Annotated in this window: 4 protein-coding genes; all 4 read left to right on the top strand. The window is 28.8% G+C overall.

Translation table 4 applies throughout. The features are described from left to right. Window positions 1-45: 45 nt before the first annotated feature. The 4 genes from EXC58_RS02075 to EXC58_RS02060 all read left to right on the top strand — a co-directional run bounded on the left by EXC58_RS02075 (window position 46) and on the right by EXC58_RS02060 (window position 10,396). Entirely contained in the window at window positions 46-666 is a 621-nt protein-coding gene (locus tag EXC58_RS02075; protein WP_129725389.1) for a DUF6088 family protein, read from the top strand. Further along, a complete protein-coding gene (locus EXC58_RS04890; protein ID WP_129725956.1) occupies window positions 663-893 on the top strand; it encodes a nucleotidyl transferase AbiEii/AbiGii toxin family protein in 231 nt (76 codons plus the stop codon). The genes EXC58_RS02075 and EXC58_RS04890 overlap by 4 nt, the downstream gene beginning before the upstream one ends. 57 nt (window positions 894-950) lie before the next feature. Beyond that, a complete protein-coding gene (locus EXC58_RS02065; protein ID WP_129725388.1) occupies window positions 951-1,628 on the top strand; it encodes a nucleotidyl transferase AbiEii/AbiGii toxin family protein in 678 nt (225 codons plus the stop codon). Window positions 1,629-1,852: 224 nt separating this feature from the next. Further along, a complete protein-coding gene (locus EXC58_RS02060; protein ID WP_129725387.1) occupies window positions 1,853-10,396 on the top strand; it encodes a hypothetical protein in 8,544 nt (2,847 codons plus the stop codon). Window positions 10,397-10,407: the final 11 nt, after the last annotated feature.

Genomic DNA, 10,407 nt, shown 5'->3' with positions numbered 1-10,407 from the left:
TTAAAGCTTAAATTGTTATATAATTTTTATAAATAAGAGGTAAAAATGCAAACAATAAAGCAACAAATTCAAGAAGCAATGTTTAAAAACTCAGGAAAAATATATTCAGCTGAAGATTTTGAACATATCATAAATAAAAATTCCGTAAAATCAATTTTACAAAAATTAGCTAAAGAAGGTAAAATTACAAGATTAATTAACGGCTTATATACTAAGCTTGAATATAGTAAATTTTTAAAAAAAGAATGTTACCCTTTGCCTGAAGCAGTTGCTGAAAAAATAGCACAAAAATTTACCTGAAAAATTGCTCCAGGTGGCGAAGCGTCTTTAAATTACACTGGTGTTTCAACTCAGGTCCCTAATGTTTATTTTTATATTTCAGATGGCCCTTCTCGTGAGTATCGTTATAGAAATAAAAAAATTACTTTTCAACATACCAACGAAAAATTTATTACATCAAGATCATTACAATTTGCTGTTTTAATTGAAGCAATAAGAATATTAGGGAAAAAAGATATAAACAAAAAATGAATAGTTAAAAAATTAGCATTTTTTGCTCAAAATATCAAAGAAGATTTGCAAAGTGATACAAAAGATCTGACTTTTTGAATAAGGAATGTTTTACTAAAGATTAAGGAGATCAATGATCATCGACAAGTTTTATAACTTACCCGATAAAGAAAGAAAAAAAGTTATTCAAGAAACAATATCTTTTTAATAATTTTAAATACAAAGATTACATTGTTTTTAAGGGAGGAACTAGTCTTTCAAAAGTTTATAATCTTATTGAAAGATTTTCAGAAGATATTGATTTAGCACTTGAATGAAGGATTTTAGGTTATCCAGAAAAAGAGCCATATAAGAATCGAAGTTTTTTGAAACAAAACAGCTAAATGAGCAAATAAATCAAAAAACGGCAAACTTTTTAAAAAACAAAGTCATTCCACAGCTTGAAAAAAGATTTAGCTCACATCTTAAAAGATAAAAAATTTAAGTTTTATATCGACGAAGATAATCCACTTATTTTATGTTTTGATTATCCAAAAGAATATCCAAATGATGACTCTCTCTTAAATGTGATTAAATTAGAATTTAGCACTTTATCTGAACCTATCCCATTTTTTAATAGATCAATTAAGCCATATATTTCTGAAGTTTACCAAGATGCTTTTCCTGAAAAAATCAATGTAAAAGTTGTAGATTCATTAAGAACTTTTTACGATAAAATTACCATTTTACATCGAGAAGCAAATCGCATAAATGGAAATTATCCAAAAAAATATTCACGACACTATTATGATATTTACAAAATGCTCGAGAGTAATTTAAGAGAAAAAAGTTTAAAAAATTTAGACTTACTTGAGTCTGTTATAGAATTTAAGAAAAAGTTTTATCACTGTAATTTCGCTAATTATGATCAAATATATCGAAGTAAATTAAAACTCATTCCATCTCAAAAAGCTATTGAAGTTTTTGTAAATGATTATAAAAGCATGAAAAATATGATTTTTGGCGATATTGTTAGCTTTGAGCAAATTATTAAGACACTAAAAACTTATGAAAATGATTTAAATAAAGCAATTAAATCATTTTATAAATGAACTTATAAAATTATCGGTTTAAAATAACAAAATATACCAATTAAGACAGGAATTTTCCTGTTTTTTTCTTTGCTAAAAAATAATCAAAAAAATACAAATATTAAAGCTAATTTTATAATCTGGAAAATTTCAGAAAAAACTTGTCATATATATATATATATATAATATTTAAAATTTACACTTTTAATAAAAAATATACAAAAAAGTGTTTTGTAACAAATAACAAAATAAAAATTTTTTTGGAGATTAATATGAAAAATCAGAGGAAAACACTCACCGCTTTAGGTGTATTTTCTGCTATAGCTGGTGCAGGGGCACTAGTGTCTGCTGGATTATTATCATCATTACACAGTAGTTATAAAGTACCTTATCACCAAACTTATTTTTTCTCAGAACTTAAAAAAGAAGTCGAAAAAACCCAAGATGCTTTAAAAACATTTTCGATTTCTGAAAATAATAAAAATAATACTAACGAAATTAAAAATCTCTTTAGTGAAATTGATTATGCAAAGCAACTTTTAGCTAATGTTGATTCAAGTGTTGCATTGATGCTTAAGCAAAGAAACGTCTTAAAACAATTAGCTCCTAAAGCAATGCTAAGTGTAGTAACTGATGCTTCAGAACAAACAAAATTAATTAATGAGTATTACTCATTAGTTAAAGATGTTGATTTTAAATCAGTTGCAACTCAAGCTAAAGATAAAGTTATTGCTTCGCCAACTCAGAGCACACTAACTGCTTTTTATAGTGAAATTGATCCTTTCATTAAACAGCAAAATGAATTTTCATTTGCTCTTGAAACTAAAGTGTGAACTGATTATGATAAATTGCTTAAAAACAATTCAGAAACTTTAACTGCCGAACAAAAGTCAGCTTTAGATTCAACTATCCAAGAGATTTTAAATTTATTAAATCAAAATTCATACTCTCGAGATGCATTACGTGAATATGGTAAAGTTTATGATCAAGTTATTAGTACCATTAGTGTAAATAAAACTAGTGAAAATGAAAAATTAAAAAACTTTTTAAAAAATGTAATTCATGTAAGAAATGAAATTGGATTATTAAATATTAAAGATAATGTCAAAAAAGATTTCTTCAATCGAATTGATACTTACAAAAAATTGGCTTTAAGCCCATCTCCTCGTTTAGCTATAACTAAAGACCAAGAGATAAATTATTTAAATGATTTAGTTAATAATCAGCTTGATATTCTTGTTAAAGAGCAAAATGATGATCAAGTAAAAAATATGCAGTTATTAGCTTCAAAAATCCAAGAGTTAAAAAACTCTCAAGTTGATGAAAATGTGGCAAAACTTATTGCTAGTCAAATAGAGTTAATTGAAAAAGATGTAAAAGAACATCCGAGAAATCTTTTAAATAATCTTTCTTATGCAAGTAATTTGGACACATCGGTAAAAAACATCAAAAATTTAACTGAAAACATTAAGTCAAACATTGCTCAATATTTAAATGATAAAAATATTAGCTCAGATGAAGCTAATGATTTTAACGTTTTATTAAATCAAATTATTCAAGAACAACACCAAAATATTAATGATTACTTAGAAAAACTCAATCAACTCAACAATAAAATCAAAGACAATAGTTTACTCAGTGTTGTATTTAAAGAATCTCTAAAAACTCTTAAAAAACAAATTGAGAATTTACTTAGAGGATCACAAGATTATAAAAATGATTTAATAACACTAAATAATAAACTCGATCATTTAATTAATAATGCCACACCACTTAAGGATTTAAATGATGGGCTTAGAATTTTAACTAATGATTTAAGAAACATTAATCGAAAAGAGTTAACTGATTTATATAATGTTGCCAAAGCAGTTTTAAACGGACAAAGTATCGCCTTAGAAGAAATTAAAGAACGTTTAGCCGAATTAAATAACAAAGCTAAAGATTTAATTAAACCTACTTCAGCGGCTTTAAGGGAAGATTTACAGTTTTTAATTGGTGAATATAAAAAGCGACTTTCACAAGCTAATATTAGTGATGATTTACGTCAAACTTATAAAGTACATGCAAAAGTTACCGAAGAAATTAGCAAAATTTTTGGTGGTGAAGCTGAATTGGCAAATTCAGAATTTGGAAAAAAACTTCTTCAAATTGCTGATGATTTGAAAAAACAAGCTGAAATTCTTTCGCTAGATCCTAATCCTGAATTAACTGAAAAAGATAAAAGTAAAAAACTTTTTGATATTCGAGAACAATTACAAAATTTACAAAATAATGCCCAACACTTTAAAGATCTTGAAGCTGAAGTTGCAAGCGGAAATACTGCCCTTGAATCTTCAAAAGGCAAAAATGCTGAACAAACAGCTTTAGAAAAAGAAGCGCTTAAAATTAAGCAATTGCAAAATGATGCTTTTGATGCATTAAATAATGCTCAAAACCAAAAAGATGTTTCTGATATTGTAACTAAACTTCAAGATGCCATTAAAGATTATAAAGATAAACAAGCTAATTATCAATCTACTAGTGCTTTAAATGATAAATTTAAAGAAATTGAAGATACTTTTGCTCCTTATGCACCCGCAGGGAAAAAGACTCCAACTCAAGAAAATTTAACTAATAAATTAAAAGAATATCAAAAAGAACTTACTAACCCAAATTTAACTAATGAGGAGCGGGACCAAGTTAATGACAAAATTGCTCAGTTAATTAATGTTGTTGGAAGTTTTAAAGACCTAGAAGTAAATAATAATGGCTTAAAAGAACTAATTAAAGACACTGAATTTTTAGATTTTGCATCCTTTAAACCTGAAAGCGAATATACCAAAGCTAAAAATTTAAATGCTGAAGTAGATGCTTACTTAGTAAGTGCTTTTAACTCACCTTTTAACCGCAGTGAAATTGAGAGCAAAATTCAAGCTCTTGTAGACCAATCGCATGCATTAGCATTAGCTATTTCGGTGGCCTTTTTAAATAAAATTAATAGTGAAATTCAAGCTAATAAAATTACTGATGCAACTATTGCTGCTCAAGCTCCATATCAAGCAATTAATGATTCAATTACAACTTTAGATACCAAAACTAAAGAGTTAATTGCCAAAGTGGATAAAACTCAAGAACAAGTTGATGAATTAACAAACAAGCTTAAAAACTTTAAAAATCTTGCTGTTGCCCTTAAAAATACTGCCGATAAACTCCATACTATTAACCAAACAAGCAATCCAAATTCATACCAAAGTTTGCTTGATTCAATTACTAATAAACCAAGCGGAGGTGGTGTAGATGAACCAAATAATTCACTAATTAATTTTAATGATTCACCATCAGTAATTGAATTTAAAATTCGAATTTTAAATGGTGAAGTTGCTAAAACTGATACTCGTGTGGAAGTTGAAAATCACATTAATCAGTTGAAAAATGTTTACTCAACAAACGAAAGAAACAGAGTTATTTTTGATGAAGCCATTGCTACTTGAGAAAATAAAATAACCGAATTTACTAATAAATCTAAAGAATTTTACTCTTCTAGAGCCACTTTAGCTTCACTTAGAGATGAAGTAAACTTTTACATTACTAGAGAAACTAACATCAAAAACTCAATCCAAAAAGAATGAGATGACGTTGTTGCTCAAAAAACAGCTTTAGTAGCTGAATATAATCAACGCAAAAATGCTGATGGGTTAACAAGTATTACTAACACTGAGACTATCTTTAGTGCTTTTGATACTTTAAAAGAAGCTAAAACTGGAGATAAATTTACCACTACAACTGCTTCTTTAAGTGCAAAACTTAAAGAAGTTCCCCTTGGGTATGCTAAGGATTTATTTACCAAAGACGCTGATGCAGTAATAAGTAAATTAGTTCCTTTTGATACTTACACTAATAATGAACTTAAAACCACTTACTCACAAAAATGAAAAAGTGCAATTACTACTTGAGTTAATGCACTTAAAGCTAAGGTTAATGGATATGGAACTTTAGATGATATTTTAAATATTAATTTAGATCATCAAAAACTTTCAGCACTTGAACTTTTAATTGATGAACTTAAAGATATTTTTACTTATTTAGATACAAACGCTAAATCAGATGCATCTAATAAAAACTATGAGTTGTTAAAAACTCAAAATCCAACCAATGCGTTATTTACAAAATTAGGAAGTGAAAGTACCTATAATTCTTCAAATCAAGATACTTTATATGCCTTAACTCCTGATTCAACTATTACCTTAAAAAATGAACTTCGAAATGCCTTTTTTGATGTAGTTGATCTTGTGGATGCTAAAGCTGCGATGTTAAATAAAATTTCAACTTACAAAACAACTATTAGTAATGAATTAGATAATGCTAGCCCAAATATTGATGCAGGATTAAAAACTCAAATTACCAATAAATTAGATGAGCTAAAAACCCAAACAGAAGCTGTAACTACCGGAAGTGAGTTAGTTACTGTTGATAATTCTCTTAGTGATATTAAATTTAAACAAGGAGCCTTAAAGCAACTTGCGATTCGAGTTAAAGCTTCTGAAGATTTAGTAACCAACCAAAATGCAAACCAAAATGCCAGTGGAGCTGGAAAAACTAGCATTATTACTTCAATTCAAAATGTTTATAACTCATTTAAAAATGATTATTTAATGTTAACTGCTTCAGATTTAATTGCCAAAGAACAAGATCTTGTTAATAAAGTAACCTTGCTTAATAACTTTGTTCAAGTGTATGCAAATGTGCAACAAGCAAAAACTCAAATTCCTATGAGTTATCCAGATGGAACTGGACAACACGGAACTGGAGCTGAAGGTAAACAAAAAATGGAAGGATATTATGATTATTTAATTAACGATCTTAATACTGAACCAGTTACTGAAAGCAAATTATTTGCCACAACTGAAACTTTAGCTTCATTAAATAAATTAATTCAACTGCAAAATGATAAAATTCAACTTCATACTCAAGTAAAAGATAATAACGATTATAAAACCTTTACTTATAAAACTGGTACAGCTGCTGCTAATTATGGATTTGAAACTGACGCTAATAAGCTTGCTGATGATATTTTACAAAGCATCCCTGATAATCCTAAAACTGCTTCAAATATTGATAATGAATTATATCCAACTCTAGCAAGCAATTTCCAAAATAAATACGATCTATATTTAGCTCGTAAGGAAGCATTGGACTTAATTTATAAGCAAGGAACTGTGGATGCCCAAAAAGGAATTAAAACCAAACAAGTTGAAAAAATCACTACTAATGGGCAAATTGATGCAACTTATAATGATCTAAAAGCTAAAATGGATGATTTTTTCCACACTCAAGCTCAAAGTATCCAAAATGCTACTACCCTCAGCACTATTAATGATGCAATTCGGGCAGTTGCAGAAACAGACTTTTTCTTTGATAAATATAAAGAAATTGCCGAATTATTAGCAAAAGCTAAAGCCGCAAAAGCTTTAATTACTAGTGCATCTCAAAGTGTACAAAGTAATGCAAATGTTACTGAATCACTACAAAAACTCGAAGGAGAAATAACCAAAGGAGAAGGATATTATTACACCGAAAAAGATGAAGTAAAACTTGATAATAATATTTTCTTCTTAAAAACTTATGTTGAACGTTTAAAATTAGCTGAAGAAGTTGCTAAAGCTCTAGAAACTTTAGATGGATTTAACACTAATTCAGCTCAAGGTGAATATTTAACTGATGCTGCTAAAGCTCCACTTAGAGCAATTATTAATAAACCATTTACTGAATTAAAAGCTAATGCTAGCTTAGAAAATGAAGAAGAATATAAGCGTTTATTAATTACTTACGTTACTGGTTCAGGACCACAATCATTTAGTGTTGCATTTTTAAATTCTAAAGAATTACAAGCAACCATTCACAAAGCTCAACAGTATTTAGATTCATATAATGTACAAAAAGCTTCCAATCCTGATTATGAACCAGCAAATATTGCTAATTTATATGCAACTACTAATGGTGGAAATAATACCTTAGAAGCAAAAATTGCTGAGGCAACTATTGCTCTAAATAATATGAATCATGATGAAGCAGCCAAAGTGGAAGCAGCTTCAGCAATTTTTAACTCTAATAATGGAATTTTAGATGAAATCTTCAAAGCTGAAGCGGCTAAAATTGAAGCAGTTTATCGTCGAAACTTAGAACTTGATAAATTCATGATTGGTGCATATTTAAACGCTAATAACGCAAATCCTCAAGCTCAAAATCAAAGCCCTAGAATAAATGATTATGAGTCAATTGCGCTTGAGTCAATTCAATCTATTGACACCACTACTCCACAAAAATTAGTGGAATTAAACAATAAATACAATCAAGCTATTGAAAAATATTATGATCAAGCTCTTGCGGTATATCAATGAGAAGCTCATCGTTATAAATCTTATAAAGACCGAATTGAGCCTTATACAGGATTATTTAATAACGCTACCACAGCTACTACCACAGGAACAAACGCTAAAAAAGAATTTATTCTTAAAGTTGCTGGAGTTTCTCAAAATGATGTGAGTGCATTGATGGAAAAATTAAATCCAACAACTGCAGATACTTTATACAAAAAAGCTAAAGATAGCTTTGATCACCTTGCTACAGGAGTTGATGCAATTAAAATGTGACTAAGAGAAGCCTCAACTAATGCTAATTTAGTCATTGAACAGCTTCGTGAAGTGGGAACTGAATTTTTAGATTATTTCCAAAATCTTATTTCAATTACTTCAGTTCCTTTACTTGGATTAACTTTTAGTCAACTTGAAGCAATTAACTCTCAAATCCAAGATACCGGAAGAAGTCAAACTATCGGAACTGTACTTCGAAAAATTGAAAAACTAACTGATATTCAAGTTAAAACTAATCCATTTAATACTTCTTTAAATAATGTTGATCCAAATTTACATAGACAATTGGAAATTGGAGTCAGTGAACAAGGGTTAACCTTTGAACAAGAAACCCCAGCAAGATATACTAATCCACGAACTTCTTTCTTTAATAAATATAAACAACTAGTAACTAGCTTAGCTGTAGCTAAAGAAAGATTAGAGAGTTTTGTGTTTGGAGATAATCCAAATGATACTAATACTTTAAAAAACATCTTACATAGGTTTATTCTCGGAGAAGGAAATTACGAAGGACGCGCTAATTTAGATAATCTTTTAAAATACATTGAAGATGCTATTCAGTTAAATATCACTGGTGCAAACGATAAATTTAAGGCCGTTAAAGATCAGTATGCAAAACTTTCAGATCCAGCTAAAGAAAACGAAGCTTTAGTAGCAGCTTTAAATAAAGATACTGCCACTGATTTTGATATTTACGATGCTTTAACTAAAGGATTTTCAAAAGCAGCAACCTTAATTGATTGAATGAGCGATAAATCAAATACCAACTTATTTTTTGATTATCTATCACAAGTGTCAAATGGAATCTTAAATTATGCTAACATTGTTCCAAAAGATTTAACTTTTATTAAAAGTTTCCAAGATTACATGAGCAAAACTCTTTTAGAAGCTCCGGAAATATCTCTTGATATTGACGGAAGCTCTTATGATGCTAAAAAACTTAATGGAATTATTCTTCGGGATAGTCCACTATCATTTGTTGGAGGATTATTTGAAAAATTTAACGTATTAAAAGGAAATGAATTTACTTTTAATAACGATAATGTTGAAGTTTACATTTATAAAGCAAAACCCGCTCAAGGACAAACTACCTCATATGTAACCCAAAAAACAACCAATGATACTTCAATTCGAAGAGGATTTATTAATTTATATTTCAAATTTAAAAAACCATCAAATTTAACTAAAGACAATAGTGCCTTTTTCGATATTGAAGACTTTGGGGTGAAATTTGATAATGTAGGAATTACCTTTAAAACCTTAGATCGGTTTGTAATTGATGAATCAAACATTCGTTCAGTTAGCGATTTAAACCGTACCTTATTTAATGTTTCAGATGCTGGATGAAATAAATTGCAAGCTCCATATAACTTATCAAATGCTTTTACTAGATATTCAACTTTTAAGGCTCGTACTCAACAAGGAAATAATGACTTCTTTATTGAAAATGTTGATAGTCCGCTTTTTGGACCTGATACAGATCCTTTAACTCAACAATTTTCTTCTGGACCTGATTTTAGAATTAAAGTTAAATTAACCAATACATATAAAAACTATCGCCAACAAGGTAATGTCATTTACTGAAAAACTTTAACTCCAAATATTGGAACTGGACAAGATATTCAATATCAAAATCAAACAACTTATCGTTCAAGTGTCATTTCAACTATTGATGATATGAATAATCGTTGACATAATCAATACGAATATCAATATGATGCATCAACAGATGCAAATGCAAACTTAGTCTTTTTACCAATTGTTATTGGGATTCCGGTTCGTGATGCTCAAGGTAATGATGCAATTATGGTTATTTCATGACAAATTTTAAACCGTTTTGATTATGGTAGAGTAGCTGGACTTGATGCACCGGTTTCACTTGGGGATAATGATCGCTTAAGATATGTATATTTCTTTAAACCAAGTGCTCAAGGTAAAAATAATTTTACTGATACAAGTGGATTATTTTCTGCACAAAACTTTTATTCATACGTGATGAACAAAATTAAATATCGTGATTTAGTCGGATTAACTTTTACTGATTTAAAAAATTCAGGATTATGAGACACTGATAATTTCATTATCAAAGATTCTACTAATTCAGGAAAAGGTGGAGTTGGAGATCCTGCTTTTTACACAGCAATAGGAAATAATGGTCGTTTTGAACTTCAATTCAAATTACATTAAGGAGGAGAACT

This window comes from Mycoplasmopsis citelli, from assembly GCF_900660645.1.
Classification (GTDB): domain Bacteria; phylum Bacillota_I; class Bacilli_A; order Mycoplasmatales; family Metamycoplasmataceae; genus Mycoplasmopsis; species Mycoplasmopsis citelli.
This window is presented reverse-complemented; position numbering and strand designations above follow the sequence as displayed.